The organism is Mycobacterium sp. NPDC006124 (assembly GCF_040614235.1).
Taxonomy (GTDB): domain Bacteria; phylum Actinomycetota; class Actinomycetes; order Mycobacteriales; family Mycobacteriaceae; genus Mycobacterium.
This window is the reverse complement of record NZ_JBEXUA010000010.1, coordinates 128,934-148,830: the sequence shown is the minus strand read 5'-3', so window position 1 is coordinate 148,830 and position 19,897 is coordinate 128,934. Positions and strand designations below refer to the sequence as shown.

The window sequence follows — 19,897 nt, the reverse complement described above, 5'->3', positions numbered from 1 at the left end:
CGCTTCCTGTTGACAGTTCGGCCGTGGGCTCGTAGATTTTCATTCACCGCAGTTTAATATCACTCAGTGAAATTCGTTAAGGAGACGCAATGCCCCCCGTAGCCGACAGTCGGAACGCCACGGTCGACGGAGCCAGCATCCTGGCCTCCCAAGGCCTGCTCGCGGCCGACGACTACGCCCTCGCGCCCTCGGCGAAGGCCTTCGACGACGGCGGCAAGTATCGGCTCGAGATCTCTGGCGTCGAACGGCTTTCGACGATGGAGGCGATGCTCGACGAGGCCGACGCACACGGTGTCTTCATCCACCGGGTGATCGCCTTCGGCGGCGGCACGACCTTGCTCAGCACCTCCGAACTCACCGACGTCGCCGCTCTCGCCGCGGAGCGGGGCATCGATCTGGTGGCGGTCCCGGGCCCCCGCACCGGCTGGGACCTCGGGCGTCAGGCGCTGAGCACCGAGGGCCAGGCCGGCGGACGTCGCGTCCGCGGCCTCGACAACATCCGCTACCTGCTCGACGACTACCTGAGGATCTTCTCGACCGGCATCCGTGGCGTATTGGTCTGGGACGAAGGGGTTCTCGACATCCTGAACAAGGCACGCGACGCCGGCCACATCCCCGCCGACGCGATGTTCAAGATCTCGGTCTACGCCGGCCACGCCAACCCCGCGTCGATCAGGATCCTTCAGGATCTTGGCGCCGACAGCGTCAACCCCGTCGGCGACCTGAGCCGCCCGATGCTTGGCGCAATCCGGCAGGCGGTCGACATTCCACTCGACGTGTGGGCCGAGACGTTCGAGTCGTTCGGGGGGATGAACCGGCTCTGGGAGGCCGGTGAGATCGCCCGCGTGGCGGGACCGGTGTACTTCAAGATCGAACCCGGCGAGTCCGAGGCCGTGATGTACAACGGCTGGGTGCGGCCGGAGTTCCATGCCGAACTCGTACGCCACAAGGTCCGTCACGCCGCCATCCTCAACGAGCTCGTGCAGACCAGCGCTCCCGACGTCGTGGTCTCCCCGAGCCCCCGCGCGGCCGCCCGCGCACTCGCGTGACGCGCCGACACCGGGCGGCCGTCATCGGATCCGGCAACATCGGCACCGACCTGATGATGAAGCTGCGCCGCTCCGACGTACTCGACGTGGTGGCGATGGCCGGAATCGACTCCGGCAGTGACGGTCTCGCACGAGCGTCCGCGCTCGACGTGGCCATCACCGCTGACGGCGTCGACGGGCTGTTGGCACTGGACGAGTTCGGTGGCGTCGACGTGGTGTTCGACGCCACGAGTGCCACCGCGCACCACGCCAACGACGCCGCGCTGGCGGCGGCCGGCGTGCCGGTCGTCGACCTGACTCCCGCGGCGATCGGGCCGTTCGTCGTACCCGCGGTCAACATGTCCCGACTCGCGGGGCAACGCAATCTGAACATGGTGACCTGCGGCGGCCAGGCCACGATTCCGGTCGTGGCGGCATTGGCCGGCGTCACCGACGTGCACTACGCCGAGATCGTCGCCTCCATCTCGTCGCGATCGGCCGGCCCGGGAACCCGGGCCAACATCGACGAATTCACGGTCACGACGGCCCGCGCGCTGGAGTCCGTCGGTGGTGCCGCCCGAGGGAAGGCCATCATCGTGCTCAACCCGGCCGAACCACCGATGAACATGCGCGACACCGTCGCCGCGCTGGTGTCGACGGTCGACGAGACCGTCATCACGGCGGCGGTCTCGGCGATGGTCGCCGAAGTGGCGCGCTACGTGCCGGGCTACCGGCTCGCGCGGGCGGTCCGCACGTCCGCCGTGTCCCAGGAAGATCCGCGGCGACGGCTGATCGGGACCGCGGGCGCGGTCGACGAACTGACGCACGTGACGGTGTTCCTCGAAGTCGAGGGCGCAGCGGACTACCTGCCCGCCTATGCCGGGAATCTCGACATCATGACGGCCGCTGCCGTTCGAGTGGCCGAACGCCTCGTCACCGACTCGTGGCTGGCGTCGACTCCGGAGCCCGCCCGATGACGACCGAGGTGTACGTCCAGGACGTCACCCTTCGCGACGGCATGCACGCCGTCGGACACTCGTTCGGGTTGGCCGACGTCCAGCGCGTCGCCGCCGCACTCGACGCCGCCGGCGTGGCCGCCATCGAAGTGGCCCACGGTGACGGCCTCGCCGGTGGCAGCCTGACCTACGGCGCGGGTCGACACTCCGACGGTGAGTGGATCGCCGCCGCCGCCGAGGTCGTCCGACGCGCCCGGCTGACGACGCTCCTCATCCCCGGCATCGGCACGCTCGACGACTTGCGAGCGGCCGTCGACCTGGGCGTCACCTCGGTGCGCGTCGCCACCCACTGCACCGAGGCCGACATCGCCCGCCAACACATCGGCACCGCGAAGGTCCTCGGACTCGACGTCGCCGGGTTCCTGATGATGTCGCACCTCGCTGCACCGGACCGGCTGGCCGAACAGGCCAAGATCATGGAGGACGCCGGCGCCGCATGCGTCTACGTCACCGACTCGGGTGGCCGGCTCACCATGTCCGGCGTCCGGGACCGGGTCCGCGCCTACCGCGACGTCCTCGCGCCGACGACCACGGTGGGCGTGCACGCCCATCACAATCTCGCACTGGGAGTAGCCAATTCACTCGTCGCCGTCGAGGAGGGCGCGCACCGCGTGGACGCGTCGCTCACGGGTCTCGGTGCGGGAGCGGGCAACTGCCCGATCGAGGCCTTCGTCGCGGTCGCGGAGTTGAACGGGTGGCACCACGGGTGTGACCCCTTCGCTCTAATGGACGCGGCGGACGACGTCGTCCGCCCCCTGCAACGACGGCCCGTCAGGGTCGACCGCGAGACGCTGACCCTCGGATTCGCCGGCGTCTACTCCAGTTTCCTGCTGCACGCCGAACGCATCGCCGCCGAGGTCGGCATCGAGACCCGCGACCTGCTCGTCGAGGCCGGCCGCAGATCGATGGTCGGAGGGCAGGAAGACCTCCTCGTCGACCTCGCCCTCGGCATGAGGGGGTGACAGACCGCTCCCTCGGCATCATCGTCACCCGCCCAAGACTCGAGAGATGAACCATCATGGACAACGTCACTCAATCCCTGCCACCGCGACGGCGCACCGCGACGCCGCCGTCCCCCTCGCCCGGCACGTCACCACCTGCCGAGCGGCGCAACCACGGCCTGAGGGAGAACAGCCTCGGCGTGCCGAGCATCTTCTTCTACATCATCGCCGCGGCGTCACCGCTGACCGTCGTGGTGGCGCTCTATCCCATCATCATCGGCGCGGGCAACGGCGTGGGCATGCCGGGGGCGTTCGTCATCGCCGCGGTCGTGCTGATGATCTTCGCCGTCGGATACGTCGCCATGAGCCGCCACGTCACCAACGCGGGCGCGTTCTACGCCTACGTGACACTGGGTCTCGGCCGCATCCCCGGACTGGGCTCGGCGTTCCTGGCGATCTTCGCCTACAACGCCATTCAGGCCGGGCTCTACGGCGGCTTCGGGTACTACGCCTCTGAATTGCTCAACCCCGCGCTGGGCGTCGAGATCCCCTGGTGGGTCTACGCCTTCGTGGCGCTGGTCGCGTGTCTCGGGCTCGGCCTGCAGGGTGTGCACTCCGGAGCGAAGGTCCTCGGGGTGTTCATGACCCTGGAGGTCACCATGATCACCATCCTCGGCGCGTTCAGCCTCTTCGGTGACTCCGGAGTTCCGGTGTCCCAGTTCTCCTTCGAACCGTTCCGGCCCAGTGTCGTGCTCGGCGGCGCGCTGGGGGTGGCGCTGATGTTCGCCCATGCGTCGTTCATCGGATTCGAGGGATCGGCGATCTACGGCGAGGAGGCGCGTGATCCGGCCCGTACCATCCCCCGCGCGACGTACCTCTCCATCGCCTTCATGGGCATCCTCTACGCGGTGTCGGGTTGGCTGCTCATCAACGCACTCGGCGTCGACCGTGTGGTCGGGATGGCCAACGACACGGGTGGAAACTTCATCTTCGCGGCCAGCGACGCCATCATCGGTCACAACATCTCCGTGGTGTTCCAGACGCTGATCGTCTCGGCGACGTTCGCCGCCATCGTGACGTTCCACAACAACGTGTCGCGGTATCAGTTCTCGCTCGGCAGGCAGGGGCTGGTGTGGAAGCCGCTGGGCTGGACGCTGCCACGCCGGCAGACACCATGGGTCTCGGGCATCGTGCAGAGCGTGACCGTCGGCGTCGTCGTCGCCGTGTTCGCCGCGTTCGGTCAGGATCCGTTCGCCACCCTGTTCACCTGGGCGACCGGCATCGGCACGATCGGCGTGATCTTGTCCCAGCTCATAGCCGGCGTCGCGATCTTTGCGTTCTTCCGCAAGTCCGACGTGGACAAGCGGGTCTGGAACACCATGGTCGCCCCGATCCTGGCGATCCTGGGGCTCGGCGCGTTCTTCGTGCTGACCCTCGACAGTCTCGACATCCTGCTCGGCGTCCACGGTGCGATGGCGGCGCTGATGCTGTCGCTGGTGTTCCTGGCCCTGCTCGCGGGCATGCTCTACGGCCTGTACCTACGGGTTGCCGCGCCGGAGAAGTACGCCCTGGTGGGGCAGGCACTCAACGAGCGGGACCTCGAGGAGCCCGCACCCGAGGCCCAGTAGCGGGCACCACTTTCAGAATTCGACCGACGAGGCCCCCCGCCGTTACGTACATTTGTCCGCATCGATGCGTACATCTGTACCTAACGGAGGAGTGGGCCATGACACCCGCAGCGCGGCGGACTCGTCGACACGACCCCGACAGAAAGGACCGCATCGTGACCTCGGCACTCGAGGTGCTCGCCCGCGACGGCGTCGCCGGCATCACGCACCGCGCCATCGGCATCGCCGCCGACGTGCCCCTGGGGTCGACCACCTACCACTTCAGCAGCCTCGACGAGATCGTCCACCGGGCCTTCGAGGTGCACGTCGATGCGTTGGCCAGCCGCTTCGAGGCGCGCCTGGCGGCGTGCGGCGAGGGTGACGACCTCGTCGACTGCATCGCCTCGGCACTCACCGACGATCTGACCGCCCACCCCGAGGAGCTCGCCGTGACCTACGAGCTGTACGGGGACGCAGTCCGCAGGCCCGAGACCCGGCGCGTGACGCAGCGCTGGATGGAGCGCGCCGAGGACGCTCTCGCCGAGCACTTCGACCGCGCCACCGCACGACTGCTCGACGTCGTGATCGAAGGCCTGATGGTGCACATGTCCATTGCGCAACAACCTATTTCGAAAGACGAAGTACGCACCCTGCTGACCATGGCGGCCGGCAGATCGACCTCACCGACCCAGGAGTGACCATGACCTTCCACGACAAGATGTTCATCGACGGCACCTGGAGCGACGCCGCGGGCGGCGCCGTCGACCAGATTCACGCACCGGCCACCGGCGAGACGTTCGCCGAGAGTGCCCGCGGCACCGCCGCCGACGTCGACCGTGCGGTCGCCGCCGCCCACGCCGCCTTCCCCGGGTGGGCCCGCACGCCGGTCGGCGAACGGGCGCGCGCCTTCCTCAAGCTCGCCGACCGGATGGAGGAGGACCAGCGCACCCTCGCCGAGATCGAGTCGCGCAACGTGGGCAAGCCGATCGGCCTGGCGCTGGAGGAGATGGAGATGATCCCCGATCATCTGCGGTTCTTCGCCGGTGGCGCCCGAACCCTGGAGGGTCGCGCCGCAGGCGAGTACGTGCCGGGCAAGACCAGCATCATCCGGCGCGACCCGCTGGGCGTGGTCGGCTCCGTCGCGCCGTGGAACTACCCGCTGCTGATGGCGATCTGGAAGATCTGTCCCGCGCTGCTGACCGGAAACACCCTGGTGCTCAAGCCCTCCGAGCACACCCCCTTCTCGGTGCTGCGGCTCGCCGAACTAGCCGAAGACCTGTTCCCGCGCGGCGTGCTCAACGTCGTCACCGGTGACGGTGCGGAGGTAGGCGCCCGCCTGGTCGCCCATCCCCTGGTCCGGATGTCGTCGCTCACCGGGTCGGTCGACACCGGCCGGGCGCTGATGCGCGCGTCGGCGGACTCCAACCTCAAGCGGCTGCACCTCGAACTCGGCGGCAAGGCACCGGTTCTGGTGTACCCCGACGCCGACGTCACGCTGGCCGTCACGAAGATCATGGAGGGCGCTTTCTGCAACTCCGGCCAGGACTGCATGGCGGCCTCCCGGCTCTACGTCCACGAAGCCGTGCACGACGAGTTGGTCGCCGGGCTGGACAAGGCGGTCAAGGAACTCAACCTCGGCGACATCGCCGACGAGGACACCGCCATGGGCCCGGTGATCACCGCGGCGCACCGTGACCGGGTCGAGGGCTTCGTCGAGCGCGCGAAGGCCACCGGCCACGTCGAGCTCATCCAGGGCGACAACCCCGGAACGGGCTTCTACACCGCCCCCACCGTGGTCGTCGGCGCTCGACAGGACGACGAGATCGTCCGCACCGAGGTGTTCGGACCCGTCACGTCGGTGACCACGTTCGGCGACTCCGACGACGTCGTCGCGTGGGCCAACGACACCGAATACGGCTTGGCGTCCTCGATATTCACCAAGGACCTCGGACGGGCCATGACCGTCTCCGGTGACCTGCAATTCGGCACGGTGTGGGTCAACGACCACCTGCCGGTCACACCCGAGATGCCCCACGGCGGATTCAAGCAGTCGGGCAACGGCAAGGACATGTCGGTCTACGCCCTCGAGGAGTACACCGAGATCAAACACGTCATGATCAACCGCGAGGGCGCCTGACATGACCACCAGCGCCATCAACACCTTTCGGCTCCGGCCGGGCGTGACGAGCGCCGACTTCGAACGGTTCTCCGTCGAGCTCGACCGCCCCCGCTGTCTGGCGTTCGACGTCGTCCTCGGCTTCGACGTCTTCCTCACCGAGCAGGACGACGCCACCGTGGACGTGGTCGAGGTGATGACGGTGTCGTCTTGGCCCGAGTGGGAGAAGGTCCGCGACAGCGCACCCGAGCTCACCGACGTCGTCGCCCGCTTCGACGAACTCGTCGAGCCGGGCAGCGTCACCACCCTGTTCACCCGCAAATCAACGCTCCCTCAGGAGATCTGACATGTCCGACTCACCCGATTACGACGCCGTCATCATCGGCGCCGGCCACAACGGCCTGGTCACGGCCAACTACCTCGCCCGCGCGGGCAAGCGGGTGCTCGTGCTCGAGGCCCGCCCCGTGGTCGGCGGCGCGTGCGTCACCGAGGAGCTGATTCCGGGCAGCAAGTGGTCCTCGTGCGCCTTCATCGCGGGGCTGCTGCGGCCCGAGATCATCGCCGAACTCGAGCTTGCCCGGTTCGGTCTCGACCTCTACCAGGGAGATGCGCTGTCCTTCAGCTTGTTTCGCGACGGCACGTCGTTCACCATGTGGAAGGAGACCGACCGGACGCTGCGCGAACTGGAGAAGCTCAGCAAGAAGGACGCCGCGGCCTTCCTCGACTTCGGCCTACGGCTGCAACGCTTCGCCGGACTGGTGACGCCCTATCTGCTCAAACCCCCGCCCGAGCGCTCCGAGGTGTTCGCCGCGTTCGAGGCGGCGGGCGAACAGACGCTCTTCGACGAATTCACGCTGCTGTCGGTACGAGACCTGCTGGACAAGTACTTCGACGACGAGCGACTCAAGAGCATGCTGACGTTCTTCGGGATGGTGTCGATCTTCGGTGGACCGTCGACCCCGGGCACGGCCTACACCTACGGACACCATTCCTGGGGTGAGTTCAACGGCAACTTCGGCCAATTCGGCCTGGCCCGTGGCGGCATGGGCGCCATCAGCGAGGCGCTTGCCGCCGGAGCCCGACACTACGGCGCCACCATCCGCACCTCGGCCCCGGTCCGCGAACTGATCGTCGACCGCGGCACGGCCACCGGTGTCCGCCTCGCCGACGGTTCCGTGGTCACCGCCGCCCAGGTGTTCTCCAACGCCGACCCCAAGCGGTCGCTGCTGCAGCTGGTGCCGTCGGGCGTGCTGCCACCCAAGCTGGTTCGCGACGTCGAGGCGATCGACACCCGAGGATCCATGGCGCGCATCCACCTGCTGATCGACGAACTGCCGCAATACCTTCCGTTCCCCGACGCGTCGGAGGGCCCGCAGCACCACGGACATCAGCTGCTCGGCCCCAGCCGGGAGGCCTTCGAGGAGGCCTGGGAGGCGCAGCGCCGGGGAACGTTCCCGAGCACGTTCGTGATCGAGGCCGTCACCCAGTCGGTGACCGACGACTCGCTGGCACCCGAGGGTCTGCACACGATGACCCTCGGCATCCAGCAACTGCCGTCCGAGCTGACCGGAACCACCTGGGCCGCCGAGAAGCAGCGGTGGGCCGACCTCGTGCTCGAGGACCTGTTCGATTACGCGCCCAACCTGCGCGGGCACATCCTGGACCGCGTCGTCATCACCCCGGACGACCTGAACGACGAGTACCTGATCACCGACGGCAACATCTTCCACGGCGCCATGATGCTCGACCAGCTCTTCGGCGCGCGGCCCGTCCCGGAGTTGGCGAATTACCGCACCCCCGTGCGCAACTACTACCTCTGCGGCTCGGGCACCCACCCCGGCGGCGGGGTGATGGGGGCCAACGGGCACAACGCCGCCAAGGTCGCCCTGGACGACGCCGACGGCCGCGTCGCACCGCAGGTGAAGACCAGCGCGCGCACCGGAGGCCATCGCGCGCCGTGGCAGCAGCGGATGGTGGGCAACCTGATGTCCACCCGGCCCGGCCGCTGGGTGGGGTACCGGGCCGCCCGGCAACCGGCGCTGCGCAAGATCACCGCCTACGCGGCGCGGGTGCGCTGATCGTGTCGTCGGCCCCCACCGGCCTCAGGAGCGCGAAGTGGTTCGCCGGCAAGGACGTTCCCGGTTTCGTCCATCGCTCGGCGATGCGGGCCTCCGGATTCTCGCGAATGTCCTTCGAGGGCCGCCCCATCGTCGGCATCTGCAATTCGTGGTCCGAGGTCGTCAACTGCAACATGCACTTTCGCGGCCTCGCCGACTCGGTGCGCCGGGGGGTTCTCGCCGCAGGGGGTTTCCCGCTGGAGTTCCCGACGATGTCACTGGGCGAGCAGTTGATGAAGCCCACCACCATGCTGTTTCGCAATCTCATGGCGATGGACGTCGAGGAGTCGATTCGCGCCTATCCCTTCGACGCGGTCGTCCTGCTCGGCGGCTGCGACAAGACGGTGCCCGCCCAGCTGATGGGAGCGGCGAGTGCCGACGTGCCCGCCATCGCCCTGACGGGCGGCCCGGCGGCTCCCGCCGTGTTCGACGGCAAGCAGCTGGGAGTGGGCACCGACCTGTGGGAGTACGTCGACGCCGTCCGGGCCGGGCGCATGTCGATGGCCGACTACGAACGCTTGGAGGCGGCGGCGGGACCGTCGCGGGGGCACTGTCCCGAGATGGGCACGGCCTCGACGATGGCCACCCTGGTGGAGGGCCTCGGCATGACGTTGCCCGGCAGCGCAGCCATCCCCGCCATGGACTCACGCCGATTTCAGGTCGCCGAGGAATGCGGCGCGCGCGCCGTCGGGCTGGCCGTGGAGAAGTTGCGGCCGTCGCAGATCATGACGGCGGAGGCCTTCGACAACGCCATCACGCTGATGCTGGCCGTCGGCGGGTCCACCAATGCGATCGTGCACCTGCTGGCGATCGCCGGCCGAGTCGGAGTTCCGTTGTCGCTGGACCGCTTTCACGAACTGTCGGCGCGCACTCCGCTGGTGGTCAACGTGCGGCCCGCCGGTGAGCACCTCGTCGAACAGGTCTTCCACGCCGGCGGCATCCCGGCGGTGCTCAAATCGCTCGAATCGCTCCTGCACACCGACGTCCTGACGGTGACCGGCAAGACCGTCGCCGACAACCTGCCCGCCGGTGCGGCGACCGACGAGTCGGTCATCGCGCCCCTCGGCACGCCGTTCCAACCGCCGGGCGGCCTGGCGGTCGTGCGCGGCAACCTCGCCCCCGGCGGCGCGGTGCTCAAGTGCGCCGCGGCCAGCCCGGAGTTGCTCGTCCACCGCGGGCCGGCGGTGGTGTTCGAGGACATGGCCGACATGATCCGCCGGTTCGACGATCCCGAGCTGGAAGTCACCCGCGATTCGGTGCTGATCCTGCGCTCGGCGGGACCCCGCGGTGCGCCCGGCATGCCGGAGTGGGGTCAGCTGCCGATCCCGAGCAAGCTGCTCGCCGACGGCGTCACCGACATGGTCCGCATCTCCGACGCCAGGATGAGCGGAACCGCCTACGGCACGTGCGTGCTGCACGTCAGTCCGGAATCGGCCGTCGGCGGACCGCTGGCCCTGGTCCGCGACGGCGACGTCATCGTCCTGGATGCCCACCGCGGAATCCTGGACATGGACGTCTCGGACACCGAATTGGCCGCTCGCCGGGCCGCCTGGGCACCCCGGGCGCCACGACACTCGCGCGGTTATGCCGCGCTGTACGTCGAGCGGGTGATGCAAGCCGACCGAGGCTGCGACTTCGACTTCCTCGTCGGCCGCTCGCAGCGTCCCGAGGACGAGCCCGACGCCATCTTCGACGGGTGGATCGGCGGCTGGTGAGGCTGGGTTAGCCGCTCTTGCGGCGGAACTCGCGGTGGGCCTCCGCGGGTGCGGTCGACCGCGGACCGTGCTTGCGTCCGCCGTCCTTGTGCTCGGATCCGCCCCCGGCGTTGGCCTTCTTGCGCTCGAGCGCCTCGCGGAACTTGCGCTTGTTCTCGTCTTCGGGTCGCTCGGCCATGGTGTGAGACTAGCGCGTGTCAGCGCATCCCAGGCGGCATGCCGTACAGATGGGAGATCGGCATCGTCATCAGCACCCGCCGGTCGTCGACCATCGCCCGGCGGTAGTCGTCCCAGTCCGGATGCTCCTTGCCGGCGATCTTGCGGTACAACGCAATCAACCCCTCGACGGTGTCGTCGTCCGGGCTGCTCGCCGTCGGGGTGAGGATCGCGTTGCCCTCGGCGACCGCGTACGCCCAGCCGTCGTCCGAGCTGACGTGGATCGAGGCTCGCGGGTCGCGGCGCAGATTGCGGGTCTTGGCGCGCGGCTCCGTGACCGACACCGAGATCGTCAGCTCCCGGGAGTCGAAGTGATAGGACACGTTGGACAGCTGAGGTCTGCCGTCCTTCTTGACCGTCGCGAGGACACCCAGCGAGTTGCCGCCGATGAGCGCCAGCAGCTTGTCGTCGAACACGTCTCGGGTCATGGTGGCCAGCGTACGACCGTCACGCGGCCTTCGGTCGGGTTCGCAGACTCCTACCATGGAGCCATGACGGCCGCTTCCGCGATCACGCTCGAGGGTGTCTCGGCCACGACACTGTGGACGCTCCACAACCGCGGCACCGAGGCCAAGCGATCCGACGGACTCATCCGCGATCCCTGGGCGGTCGCGTTGCTCGACACGATCTCCTACGACTACCTGAAGTTCGGCAAGCCCAATCAGTCCCACGCCGTGCGCGCGCTCGCCTTCGACGCCGCCACTCGCGAGTATTTGACCACTCACCCCGGGGCCTCGGTGGTGGCCCTGGCCGAGGGGTTGCAGACCAGCTTCTGGCGGCTGGACCGCTCCGGGCTCCTGGCCCAATCCACTTGGTATTCCGTCGATTTGCCACCGGTCATGGAACTGCGCAGTCGGCTGCTCCCGTCGGATGACCGCATCGTCGACCTCGCGCAGTCTGCCCTGGACCGTGGCTGGATGGACCGGGTCGACGCGACCGACGGCGTGTTCATCACCGCCGAGGGACTGTTGATGTACCTCGAGCCCACCGACGCCCTCGGGCTGATCGCCGACTGCGCTGCCCGATTCCCCGGTGGTCGGATGATGTTCGACTCGGTCCCCCGGTGGTTCAGCGCCCGGACGCTCACGGGCGTCAAGCTCTCGTCGCGCTACCTCGTGCCCCCGATGCCCTTCGGCCAGTCCGCCGACGACGCGGTGGCCCTGGCGGGCGTCATCCCCGGCATCCGTTCGGCGCACGACGTGCCGTCGCCGCGGGGCCGGGGACTGTGGCGGCTCGCCGCCGCGCCCGGCCTGGATCGCATCGGACCACTCAGGCGGAACCGGCCGAGCATCACCCTGCTGGAGTTCCGGTGACGCGCTACGTCGCCTTCCTCCGTGGCGTCAACGTCGGAGGGGTGAACCTCAAGATGGCGCAGGTCGCGACGGCTTTCGCCGACGCCGGCTTCTCCGACGTCGAGACGGTCTTGGCCAGTGGCAACGTGCTCGTCACCAGCAAGGCCAAGGTCGACACGGTGCGCGCCAAGGCCGAGAAGGCGCTGCGCGACGCCTTTGGTTACGACGCCTGGGTGCTGGCCTACGAGCGCGACGCCGTGCAGGCCATCTCCGAGGCGTTCCCGTTCACCCGCGAGGTCGACGGCCACCACTCCTACGTCACCTTCGTCACCGGAGCCGACGTGCTCGACGAGTTGGCGGCGCTGGCCGCCGACGGTGGACCCGACGAGCTGATCGAGCGAGGCCAGGGCGTCGTCTACTGGCAGGTGCCCAAGAGCGGGACCCTGGACACGACCATCGGAAAGACCATGGGCAAGAAGCGGTACAAGTCCTCGACCACCACCCGCAACCTACGAACGATCGAGAAGGTGCTCGCCAAGTGAAGGTGAACGTCGACCTGTCCGGAGTCTCCGAGACCGCATTGCTGACGTTGCAGGTGCGGGCGCACGAAGCCCGCAGACCCGATGGCATCGTCGACGACCCGATGGCCGTCGAGCTGGTCGACTCCATCGAGTTCGACTTCGCCAAGTTCGGCTACACCCGTCGCCAGGACATGGCGGTGCGGGCCCTGGCCTTCGACGGCGCCACCCGTGACTACCTGCGGGTGCATCCCGCGGCGACGGTCGTCGCGCTCGCCGAGGGTCTGCAGACCAGCTTCTACCGGCTCGACACCGGCGAGGTCGGTCACCAATTCCGTTGGCTGACGGTCGACTTGCCGCCGGTCACGCAGTTGCGCGAGAAGTTGCTGCCGCCGTCGGACCGGGTGCAGGTGTGCGCGCAGTCGGCTCTGGACTACGGCTGGATGGACCGCGTCGACGCCAGCGACGGGGTGTTCATCACCGCCGAGGGCCTACTGATGTACCTGGAGCCCACCGACGCGATGGCTCTGATCACCGCGTGCGCGCGGCGGTTTCCGGGCGGCCGGATGATGTTCGACCTGCCGCCGTCGTGGTTCGCCGCGCTGGCGCGCCGCGGTGGGCTGTGGACGTCGACCCGATACCGGGTGCCGGCCATGCCGTTCGGCATGTCGCCGTCGGAGGCCGCCCGCCTCGTCGACGTGGTACCCGGGGTCCGGGCGGTGCACGACGTGCCCTACCCGCGGGGGCGCGGCCGCGTGCTGAACGCGGCCATGTCCGCGATGCAGCGCATCCCGGCGCTCGACGCCGTGCGGCCGTCGCTCACGCTACTCGAATTCGGCTAGCTGAACGCCGTCTCCACGTAGCGCAGCGCGTCGGCCTTGCCGATGCCGAGCGCCTTGGCCGCCGCGGCGAAGGTGTGCGCGGCCGTCGCCATCGCGGCGTCCGCAGGATCGATGCGCGCCACGAACGTGCCGAATCTGCCCCGGGTCTCCAGGAGACCGGCGGCCTCGAGCTCCCGGTACGCCCGGGCGACGGTGTTCACCGCCATGTTCAGCTGATGCGCCAATTCCCGGACCGTCGGCAGCCTCGTGCCGGGCGGCAGCCTGCCGTCCCGCACGCCCGCGATGATCTGCGTGCGCAGCTGATCGAACAGCGGCCTGGCCCCGTCCGGGTCGACCCGGACCCACTCCCCCAAATCCCCCACGTGCCCAGTATCACAAAAAGCGGCTACTTTGGTGGCGTGCGAGTGACGGTGCTCAGCGGAGCGGGGATGTCCGCCGAGAGCGGCGTCCCGACGTTTCGCGACGTCGAGACGGGTCTGTGGGCCAAGGTCGACCCCTACGAGATCTCCAGTTCCGACGGCTGGCTCCGGCACCCGGAGAAGGTGTGGGCCTGGTACCTGTGGCGCCACTACATGATGAAGTCGGTCGGGCCCAACGACGGCCACCGCGCGGTGGCGGCGTGGCAGGACGGCGCCGAGGTCGACGTCGTCACCCAGAACGTCGACGATCTGCACGAGCGAGCCGGCAGCGGCCGGGTGCACCACGTGCACGGCAGCCTCTTCAGCTTTCGTTGCGACCGCTGCGGGGTGCCCTACGACGGCCCGCTGCCCGACATGCCACGACCGGTGGAGACCGTCGACCCGCCGAGGTGCCGCTGCGGCGGCCTGATCCGACCCGACGTGGTCTGGTTCGGCGAGCCGCTGCCTTCTGAGCAGTGGGACCGGTCGGTCGAAGCGGTCACCAGGGCCGACGTGGCGATCGTGGTGGGCACCTCGGCGATCGTCTACCCGGCGGCCGGTCTGCCCGACCTGGCTCTGGCACGAGGCATTCCCGTCATCGAGGTCAATCCGGAGGAAACGCCGCTGTCGGACCGGGTGACCATCTCGCTGCGCGAGACCTCGGCGACGGCGCTGCCCGGCCTGCTGCAACGGCTGCCCGTGCTGCTCGGCTAGGGGCACTGCCCGTTGTTGACGCAGCCGGGTGCGGCGGTGGCCTTGTAGGTCGGCGCGGCCATCGGGGTCGCCAGTGTGGTCGGCGCATCCTCGTTGGTGGTCTCCGGGGCTTGCACGACCGTCGACGGCAGCTTCATCGCCGACGCCGTCGGTTGGACGTAGGACGTGTCGGTGGCCGAGTCGCCGGAACCTCCGGCGACGGCCTGAGGCGCCGCGCCCGCGCCGAATCCGGACACGACGGCGGCGGCCACGACGGCGCCGGCGCCGACGGTCGCGGCGAGGACTTTGATGCGTTCGACGGTCATGACTCCTCCAACGAATTCCACGGTCGCCCGATCCGACCGGTCATGCCATCAGTCAACCGCGACGACGTGACGTCGTCCAGCATCTCCAAGGCTTCCGAAGTTCATTGTCAGGACTCGAACATGTTGGCAGACAAGATATTTCACAGAGCATCTCGGGATCACGCGACCGGCGTACCCCGTGGCGGCGGCACAGCGCGCCAGCACCTTCCAACGTCGACCCCGGCCGGTCCATTCCCAGGATCGACGTCTTTGGTCGATGTGCTGCGCACGGCCGAGTTTTCGCACAGAATGCTGGCCACTGCGATGGAGGAATCATGCCCCTAGTCCGTGGAGTGGCGGCAACGCTGTTCGCCGCCACCGTGTCGGTGGCGATCGCCGCCCCGGCCTGGGCCGACGACTTCAGCGGCCGGTACACGTTGAACCTGTTCGGCGCGGGAGCCCACACCTCGTGGACGGCCCGGACCGATTGTCCGCCGACGGGCGGGTGCGTGGCGCACGTCACCAGTTCCAGCGGCTGGAGCGGGGAGGCCCGATTGGCCGGCGGGCGGTGGACGATGAGCGTCGACCGGCCCGACGGCCACAGCTGCCCCGACGGCACTCGCGGCGCGGAGATGCAGACGTGGACCTGGGATGCCGACACCCTGGTGGGTCAGGTCAGCGGCGTGTCCGCGCAATCCGCCACCTGTCCGGTGGGGCCCGCCAACGGCTTCGCGCTGAGCAAGTCGGCCACGGGCGGCGGCACACCCGTCTAGCCGGCTGGCCGCACCGCCCGGCCAATCACGCCCTCCGACGCCGGCATGGGCACCCACGACGGGAGCGCCCATTCGTGGCGCGAGTGCAGCACCTCGAAGCCGGCGGCCTCGATCGACCGTTCGGTGTCGCGATGGGTGTGGCAGTTGCCCAGCAGTCGCGGCCAGATGGTCGCGTCGGCCGCCTTCTGCAGCGATGCCCGCCATCCTCTGCTGGCCACGTGTTCGAGGTACCGTAGCTCGCCACCGGGCCGTAACGCCGAGAACAGTTGGCGCAGAACGGAGTCGGGATCCTCGACCGAGCACAGCACCAGCGAGCAGACGACGGCGTCGAAGGGTTCGCCGGCCGGGTAGTCCTCGACGGTGTCGGTGGTGACGGTCACGCGCACGGCGACCTCGGCGGCCGCCCGCGTCGCGACGTCGAAGAGCCGCCGCTCCGGCTCGATCGCGACGACCTCGGTGACGGTCGACGGATAGAGCTCGAAGTTGGTGCCGGTACCGGCTCCCACCTCCAGCACGCGGCCCTGCAGCCCGGACAGATTCTCGCGTCGCAGCCGCCGAATGGTCTCCGGCTCGCGGGTCGCCATGTTCGTCCACAGCCGGGCGAAGAACGGATTGTCCACTGCCATCAGGTCACCATCCCCTTGATCCTCGAGACCGCCTCCACCGGCGGTACGTCCGGTCCCAGCATTCCCGTCACGATGGACCCGCAGCACGCCGATCGCAACACCCGGTCGGCGAAGGACTCGATGTCGCCGAACGGGAGGTAGGGCCGCGAGATGGCCAGGGCCGCAACGCCGTGGGCTACGGTCCACAGTTCCAGGGCGGCCATGGTGGGATCGCCCGGCAGGTAGACGCCCTCGTCCATCAGCGATTCGACCGAGGCCCTCATGTGCACGAACGCCGAGCTGTTCAACGTGACGTCGACGTCGCTGCCGGGCCTGCCCTCGCCCATCGTGGCGATGCGGTACAACTCGGGGTTCGCCATGGCGAAGCGGACGTAGGCCAACCCCTGGGCACGCAGCCGGTCGACAGTGGTGGGTTGGTCGAGCGCCACCTGCTGCATCACCTGGTCGAGTGCCTCGAAGTACCTGGCGCACACCGCATCCAGCAGGGCGTCCTTGTCGTCGAAGTGCAGATAGATCGATGGTGGGGTGACCCCGACGCGCTCGGCGACCGAGCGGATCGACACCGCCTTGGCGTGCCCGGTCTCCATCAGCAGACCCGTGGCGGCGTCGAGGATCTCCTCGCGGAGGTGCTCCCCGGAACCGCGGGCGGCCCGGCGACGCTTGAGCGGGCTCACGTCAGCGGCCGTCGGCCGAGGCGACCATGCCCCGGTCAGGGATGGGCGCGGCGGCGTGGTCGGACCCGGATTCGTTGATGCCGATCCGTTGGTGCAGCCAGACCAAGGGCCTTGGCGCCCACCAGTTCCAGCCGCCCATCACGTGCATGAACGCCGGTACCAGCACCATCCGGACCAGGGTGGCGTCGACCAGCACCGCCAACGTCAGTCCGACGCCGAACATCCGCATGAACGACACCTGGGCGGCGATCAGCGCGGCGAACGATATCGACATCACCAGCGCGGCGGCGGTGATCACGCGGCCGGTCCGCGCCAACCCGAGGGCGACGGCCTCGTCGTTGTCGGCGCGGGCGGCACTGATGGCTCGCAGGCCGGACGGCGTCGCGTCGCCGTTGCTCCTCAGGTCCAGCCAGTACTCCCGGATGCGGGCGACCAGGAACACCTCGTAGTCCATCGACAGGCCGAATGCGATGCAGAACAGCAGCACCGGCATGTTGGCCACCAGCGTCCCGGTCGGGGTCGTACCGAGGGCGTTCAGGTGACCGTCCTGGAAGATCCACACCAGCGCTCCGAACGCCGCGGTTAGCGAAAGCACGTTCAGCAGAACGGCTTTCAAGGGCAGGGTGACGCTGCCGGTGAGCAGGAACAGCAGACCGAAGGTGATGACGGCGATGAGGCCCAACACCCACGGCAGCCGGGAGGTGATCGCCTGCACGCTGTCTCGGTTGATCTGGGCCACCCCGCCGAGCGCGACCTCGCGGCCACCCGGGCCCGCGACACCGTGGAGGGCGTCGAGTTGCGTCTCGGAGGCGTCGGAGAACAGCGGTGCGGTGCCGGCGACGCTGAGGAACACCCGGCCGTCGGCCACCCCGGTGGCGGCCGACGGTGGGCCGACCCGCGCGCCGCCGACGAACGTCCCGGTCGGCGCTGACACCGAGGCGACGTCGGACACCTTGGACAGGTCGGCGGCATAGCGCCCCAGCACATCCGGCGCGAGCCCGTCGGCGTCGGGGATCACGACGGTCACCGTGGTCGACGAGTCCTCGGCGTAGTCGCTGCGAAGCTGGTCGCCCACCTGATGTGCCGACGCCGAGGTGGGCAGCACCCGCTCGTCGGGGAATCCCCAACGGACGCTGAGGAACGGCGCGCCCAGCGCGAGCAGAAGCACCACCACGGCCAGTCCGATGGGGACGGCATGCCGCGTGACCGCCTTGGTGGACCGGTACCAGAAGATCTGGTCGACGGGCTTCACCGCGGGCTCGTCGCGGCGGAACAGCCGGCGCAGCGGCCGGCGCACGTCGAGGCCGTCGAGCCGGTCGCCGAGCAGCCAGATCGCGGCAGGGGTGACGATCACCGCCGCGGCGGCGGCGAACCCGACGGTGGCGACGCCCGAGTAGGCGAAGGACTTCAGGAAGTACATCGGGAACAACAACATCGCAGCCATCGACAGCGCGACCGTGGTCGCCGAGAACAGCACGGTTCGCCCGGCGGTCGACATCGTCCGGATCAGGGCTTGGTCACGTGGCACGCCGTCGGCGAGTTCGTCGCGGTAGCGGCTGAGGATCAGCAGGGTGTAGTCGATTGCCAGGGCCAGGCCGAGGGCGGTCGAGAGGTTGAGGGCGAAGATCGACACGTCGGTGCCGAAGGTGATGAGCCGCAGCACCGACATGGACCCGACGATCGCCAGGCCGCCGACGATCATCGGCAGCGCGGCGGCCACCAGCCCGCCGAACACCCACACCAGCACCAGGAAGCTCAGCGGGATGGCGATCGACTCCATCAGCAGCAGGTCGCGCTGGGTCTGCGCGGTGATCTGGGCGTAGACCATGGCGAGGCCGCCGGTGCGCACGGTGACCCCGTCGCGGTCCTGCGTCACGGCGTCGGAGAGTTCCTGGGCGTACTTCTGGGCGTCGGTCTCGCCACCGGTGATGCCGGCGACGATCAGGCCGGACGTGCCGTCCTTGCTGGTGAGTTGCGCGGCGGCGGCCGGCGGGACGGTCCAGGCAGAGGTGACCTCGGCGACGTGCGGCGACTGCTTCAGGCGCGCGACGACGTCGTCGGCGACCTTCGTCGCGGCAGGGCTCCTGATGCCGGCGGGCGCGGTCACGGTGAGCAGCATCTGCATGTCGCCCTGACCGAAGTCGTCGGTGAGCACGCGGGCCACCCGAGACGACTCCGCGTTGGGGTCCTGGAAGCCGCCCGCCGAGAGGCTCTTGGCCACCGGCACCCCGAAGATCGCGGCGGCGACCATGACCAGCGCGGCGAGGACCAGGATGCGGCGCGGCGCGGCGATGGCCAACCGGGCGATTCGGTGCAGCACGTGGACCCCTTCCCGTAGTAGCGGCGTTAACTTATCAGTGTTAACTTCGCGCGGTCAACGCTCCTCTTCTCATGGCACGACGGCGGCGGGCGAATCGTTCAACGCACCCCTAGGGTGGTCGCCATGGCGACGACGGACGTGCTCAGACGGCGGACCCGGAAGTCCTCCTCGTCCCTCTCCGACCTGGGCCTTCTGATCCTGCGGGTCGGTGTCGCGGCGACGGCGTTGCATGCGGGCATCCTCAAGGCGGTGGACTTCACCTCCACTGCGCAGTTCATGGCCGACGGCGGCTGGCAGTCACCCACGTTCGCCGCCTACCTGGTGACCGCCACCGAGATCGCCGGCGGGGCGGCGCTGTTGCTGGGCTTGCTGACCCCGTTGGCGGCATGCGGCATCGTCGCGGCGATGATCGACGCCTGGGCGGCCACCGTGTCGGGTGCCGCCGTGTGGTCCGACCCCTTCAGCGTGCCGTTCCTGATGGCGTTTGCCGCGGCGACCCTGCTATTCGTGGGGGCCGGCGCCCATTCCGTGGACGCCCGGGTGTTCGGCCGGCCGAGCTGGCCAGGCGCGGTCACGGTCCCGTCGTTCCTGGTGGCGGTGGCCGCGGCGGTCGCCACGTGGGTCCTGCTCAACGGCGTCAACCCACTGCATCTGAGCACCCCGGGGAGCTAGGACCCTACTTCGAGGTAAGAATTGCCAG

General features: G+C 69.0%; 22 protein-coding genes. 15 read left to right on the top strand and 7 right to left on the bottom strand.

Features of this window, described 5'->3' with window-relative positions:
- Positions 1-89 precede the first annotated feature (89 nt).
- The 9 genes from ABZ195_RS20425 to ABZ195_RS20385 all read left to right on the top strand — a co-directional run bounded on the left by ABZ195_RS20425 (position 90) and on the right by ABZ195_RS20385 (position 10,540).
- On the top strand, positions 90-1,049 hold the full coding sequence (locus tag ABZ195_RS20425; RefSeq protein ID WP_355220953.1) for a hypothetical protein: 960 nt from the start codon (positions 90-92) through the stop codon (positions 1,047-1,049).
- Positions 1,046-2,005: an acetaldehyde dehydrogenase (acetylating) gene (locus tag ABZ195_RS20420; protein WP_355220952.1), complete on the top strand. Its 960-nt coding sequence runs from the start codon at positions 1,046-1,048 to the stop codon at positions 2,003-2,005. Before ABZ195_RS20425 ends, ABZ195_RS20420 begins: the two co-directional genes overlap by 4 nt.
- Positions 2,002-3,006 (top strand): 4-hydroxy-2-oxovalerate aldolase, encoded by a 1,005-nt coding sequence (dmpG, locus tag ABZ195_RS20415; RefSeq protein ID WP_355220951.1) that lies wholly within the window; start codon positions 2,002-2,004, stop codon positions 3,004-3,006. Before ABZ195_RS20420 ends, dmpG begins: the two co-directional genes overlap by 4 nt.
- A gap of 56 nt (positions 3,007-3,062) precedes the next feature.
- Positions 3,063-4,613, top strand: coding sequence for an APC family permease (locus ABZ195_RS20410; RefSeq protein ID WP_355220949.1), 1,551 nt, complete (start codon positions 3,063-3,065; stop codon positions 4,611-4,613).
- Between the two features lie 155 nt (positions 4,614-4,768).
- Positions 4,769-5,290, top strand: a complete 522-nt coding sequence (locus ABZ195_RS20405) for a hypothetical protein (RefSeq protein ID WP_355220947.1) — start codon at positions 4,769-4,771, stop codon at positions 5,288-5,290.
- A gap of 2 nt (positions 5,291-5,292) precedes the next feature.
- A complete protein-coding gene (locus tag ABZ195_RS20400; RefSeq protein ID WP_355220945.1) occupies positions 5,293-6,729 on the top strand; it encodes an aminobutyraldehyde dehydrogenase in 1,437 nt (478 codons plus the stop codon).
- Between the two features lies 1 nt (position 6,730).
- Positions 6,731-7,054: a hypothetical protein gene (locus ABZ195_RS20395; RefSeq protein WP_355220943.1), complete on the top strand. Its 324-nt coding sequence runs from the start codon at positions 6,731-6,733 to the stop codon at positions 7,052-7,054.
- Position 7,055: 1 nt separating this feature from the next.
- Complete coding sequence (locus ABZ195_RS20390) at positions 7,056-8,786, top strand: NAD(P)/FAD-dependent oxidoreductase (RefSeq protein WP_355220941.1); 1,731 nt, start codon at positions 7,056-7,058, stop codon at positions 8,784-8,786.
- A 2-nt stretch (positions 8,787-8,788) separates the two neighbouring features.
- Positions 8,789-10,540: a dihydroxy-acid dehydratase gene (locus ABZ195_RS20385; protein ID WP_355220939.1), complete on the top strand. Its 1,752-nt coding sequence runs from the start codon at positions 8,789-8,791 to the stop codon at positions 10,538-10,540.
- A gap of 7 nt (positions 10,541-10,547) precedes the next feature.
- Here ABZ195_RS20385 and ABZ195_RS20380 read toward each other — a convergent pair whose 3' ends face one another.
- Both ABZ195_RS20380 and ABZ195_RS20375 read right to left on the bottom strand, forming a co-directional pair.
- Positions 10,548-10,718: a DUF5302 domain-containing protein gene (locus ABZ195_RS20380; RefSeq protein WP_355220937.1), complete on the bottom strand. Its 171-nt coding sequence runs from the start codon at positions 10,716-10,718 to the stop codon at positions 10,548-10,550.
- Between the two features lie 19 nt (positions 10,719-10,737).
- A complete protein-coding gene (locus ABZ195_RS20375) occupies positions 10,738-11,184 on the bottom strand; it encodes a PPOX class F420-dependent oxidoreductase (protein ID WP_355220935.1) in 447 nt (148 codons plus the stop codon).
- 63 nt (positions 11,185-11,247) lie between these two features.
- On the opposite strand from ABZ195_RS20375, the gene ABZ195_RS20370 reads away from it, so the two are divergent.
- From ABZ195_RS20370 to ABZ195_RS20360, 3 genes are read left to right on the top strand one after another with little or no spacing between them, the layout of a single operon-like run.
- A complete protein-coding gene (locus ABZ195_RS20370) occupies positions 11,248-12,069 on the top strand; it encodes a class I SAM-dependent methyltransferase (RefSeq protein ID WP_355220933.1) in 822 nt (273 codons plus the stop codon).
- A complete protein-coding gene (locus tag ABZ195_RS20365; protein WP_355220932.1) occupies positions 12,066-12,590 on the top strand; it encodes a DUF1697 domain-containing protein in 525 nt (174 codons plus the stop codon). Before ABZ195_RS20370 ends, ABZ195_RS20365 begins: the two co-directional genes overlap by 4 nt.
- Complete coding sequence (locus tag ABZ195_RS20360; RefSeq protein WP_355220930.1) at positions 12,587-13,408, top strand: class I SAM-dependent methyltransferase; 822 nt, start codon at positions 12,587-12,589, stop codon at positions 13,406-13,408. Before ABZ195_RS20365 ends, ABZ195_RS20360 begins: the two co-directional genes overlap by 4 nt.
- Here the strand turns inward: ABZ195_RS20360 and ABZ195_RS20355 are convergent.
- Positions 13,405-13,770 carry a GntR family transcriptional regulator gene (locus ABZ195_RS20355; protein WP_355220928.1) on the bottom strand — a complete coding sequence of 122 codons (366 nt, stop codon included), beginning with the start codon at positions 13,768-13,770 and terminating at the stop codon, positions 13,405-13,407. The two genes, ABZ195_RS20360 and ABZ195_RS20355, sit on opposite strands and share 4 nt — an antisense overlap.
- Before the next feature lie 36 nt (positions 13,771-13,806).
- Between ABZ195_RS20355 and ABZ195_RS20350 the strand changes: the two genes are divergently transcribed.
- Positions 13,807-14,520 (top strand): NAD-dependent deacylase, encoded by a 714-nt coding sequence (locus ABZ195_RS20350; protein WP_355220927.1) that lies wholly within the window; start codon positions 13,807-13,809, stop codon positions 14,518-14,520.
- On the opposite strand, the gene ABZ195_RS20345 is transcribed toward ABZ195_RS20350, so the two are convergent.
- Positions 14,517-14,825, bottom strand: coding sequence for a hypothetical protein (locus ABZ195_RS20345; protein ID WP_355220925.1), 309 nt, complete (start codon positions 14,823-14,825; stop codon positions 14,517-14,519). The two genes, ABZ195_RS20350 and ABZ195_RS20345, sit on opposite strands and share 4 nt — an antisense overlap.
- A 314-nt stretch (positions 14,826-15,139) precedes the next feature.
- On the opposite strand from ABZ195_RS20345, the gene ABZ195_RS20340 reads away from it, so the two are divergent.
- Complete coding sequence (locus tag ABZ195_RS20340; RefSeq protein ID WP_355220923.1) at positions 15,140-15,577, top strand: hypothetical protein; 438 nt, start codon at positions 15,140-15,142, stop codon at positions 15,575-15,577.
- Here the strand turns inward: ABZ195_RS20340 and ABZ195_RS20335 are convergent.
- The 3 genes from ABZ195_RS20335 to ABZ195_RS20325 are packed head-to-tail and all read right to left on the bottom strand — an operon-like array spanning position 15,574 to position 19,197.
- Positions 15,574-16,203, bottom strand: coding sequence for a class I SAM-dependent methyltransferase (locus ABZ195_RS20335; protein ID WP_355220921.1), 630 nt, complete (start codon positions 16,201-16,203; stop codon positions 15,574-15,576). The two genes, ABZ195_RS20340 and ABZ195_RS20335, sit on opposite strands and share 4 nt — an antisense overlap.
- Positions 16,203-16,877, bottom strand: coding sequence for a TetR/AcrR family transcriptional regulator (locus ABZ195_RS20330; RefSeq protein WP_355220919.1), 675 nt, complete (start codon positions 16,875-16,877; stop codon positions 16,203-16,205). Before ABZ195_RS20330 ends, ABZ195_RS20335 begins: the two co-directional genes overlap by 1 nt.
- A gap of 1 nt (position 16,878) precedes the next feature.
- A complete protein-coding gene (locus ABZ195_RS20325; protein WP_355220918.1) occupies positions 16,879-19,197 on the bottom strand; it encodes an MMPL family transporter in 2,319 nt (772 codons plus the stop codon).
- 123 nt (positions 19,198-19,320) lie between these two features.
- Between ABZ195_RS20325 and ABZ195_RS20320 the strand changes: the two genes are divergently transcribed.
- Positions 19,321-19,869: a DoxX family membrane protein gene (locus tag ABZ195_RS20320; protein ID WP_355220916.1), complete on the top strand. Its 549-nt coding sequence runs from the start codon at positions 19,321-19,323 to the stop codon at positions 19,867-19,869.
- Positions 19,870-19,897: the final 28 nt, after the last annotated feature.